This window comes from Geminicoccus harenae, from assembly GCF_019800005.1.
GTDB lineage: Bacteria > Pseudomonadota > Alphaproteobacteria > Geminicoccales > Geminicoccaceae > Geminicoccus > Geminicoccus harenae.
Window position 1 is genome coordinate 1 of the sequence record NZ_JABGCL010000151.1, and the last position, 1,381, is coordinate 1,381.

Consider the following 1,381-nt stretch of genomic DNA (forward strand, 5'->3'; position numbering starts at 1 on the left):
ATCCCCCGGCTTGGCCCACGGCTGTCCGGTTCGTTGTTCACAGCGCCAAAGTTCCCTGCCGTTCAAGCAACGGCTGCGATGGTCGGAGTCGCAGCCGGTCGATGCGCTCGACCAGTTCCGTGACGTGCAGGCGGTGGAACAGGGCGGAACGTAGTGTGGCGACGAAGACGTGAGCCGCCTTTCTGGTACGGGCGACGGCATGGACGAGCTTGAGCAGCAGATAGGCCACAATCGCCGCCGCGATCTGCAGGCGCACGGCGTTCTCCGAGCGGCCGAAGAAGTGGCGGATGCGCAGGTGCTGCTTGAGCCAGCGGAAGAACAGCTCGATCTGCCACCTGGTCTTGTAGAGTTCGGTGATCTCTTCAGCCGGGCTGGTCAGGTCGTTGCTGAACAGGGTGATGGTCTTGCCGGTATTGAGCCGCACGCCGATGCAGCGGCCGGGCTTGCCGAACGGGTTGGTGCGGCTGGCGGCCAGCCGGCTGGGCAACTGCACTGTCCTGTCGAAGACGACGTTGCTGCCCGCGGGAACGGCGTGTTCGGCGACGATCGTGATCGGGGTGTTCTTCTTCAGCCGGGTGACGAACCGGCAAGCTTGCCTGTCCAGATCGGCCCAAAAGCCGAAATCATAGTAGCCGAGGTCGAAGATGTAGGTCGCGCCGGTTTCGATCGGCATGGCGGTCTTGGCGACAGTGATGTCATTCGTGTTGCCGGAGGTCACCTCGAAGAAGACCGGCACGCCGAGCGTCGGATCGAATACGACATGTACCTTGGCTGCTAGGTTACCGTTCTGGAAGCGGGCCCAGCCGGCGCAGCAGGCGCCGGCTCCATCCCTGCAAGGGCAGCTGTCAGGAGACAGCTGCGGGTCCGCCTGGAAGCCCGGCCGGATCAGGGTCGCATCGACCAGGCGCAGCGCCTGCCTGGTCTGCCGGGCCTGGCACGGCGACAGCCTGGAAAGGAGGGCCGGGATCAGCGCCTCGATTGGTCCCGACGAGCGGCGGGCATTGGCATCGGCGAAGGTGGAGCGCCTGACGGGCGCGATCCGCCGGCGCCCCAGCGCCTTGGCATGAGCGGCGGTGATCGCCTCGATGTCGCGCAGGCCACGCATCGGCAAGAGCTGCGCCAAAAGCAGCGTCGCCAAGTGCGAACGCGCGCTCAAGCGACGATGCCCCCTGTCGGCCCGCTCCGCCACCACCGCCCGGTCGAACACACCCCACGGAACCTGCTGCAACAAGGTCGAGAACAACGTAGCCTGCACCTGCATGGCATCGGTCTCCACTTGCAACCACAACGCCGGCCAAGACGTCTGGAAGCCAGTAGAATCAATGCCATGCACCCCGGCAAGCTTCCGCGGACCGGACAGCCGTGGGCCTGACCGGGGGAT

Annotated in this window: 1 protein-coding gene; it reads right to left on the reverse strand. The window is 65.6% G+C overall.

Annotated elements, in window-relative coordinates:
• Positions 1-37: 37 nt before the first annotated feature.
• A partial coding sequence (locus tag HLA95_RS27330; protein WP_222185123.1) for an IS4 family transposase occupies positions 38-1,381 on the reverse strand: 1,344 nt, incomplete at its 5' end.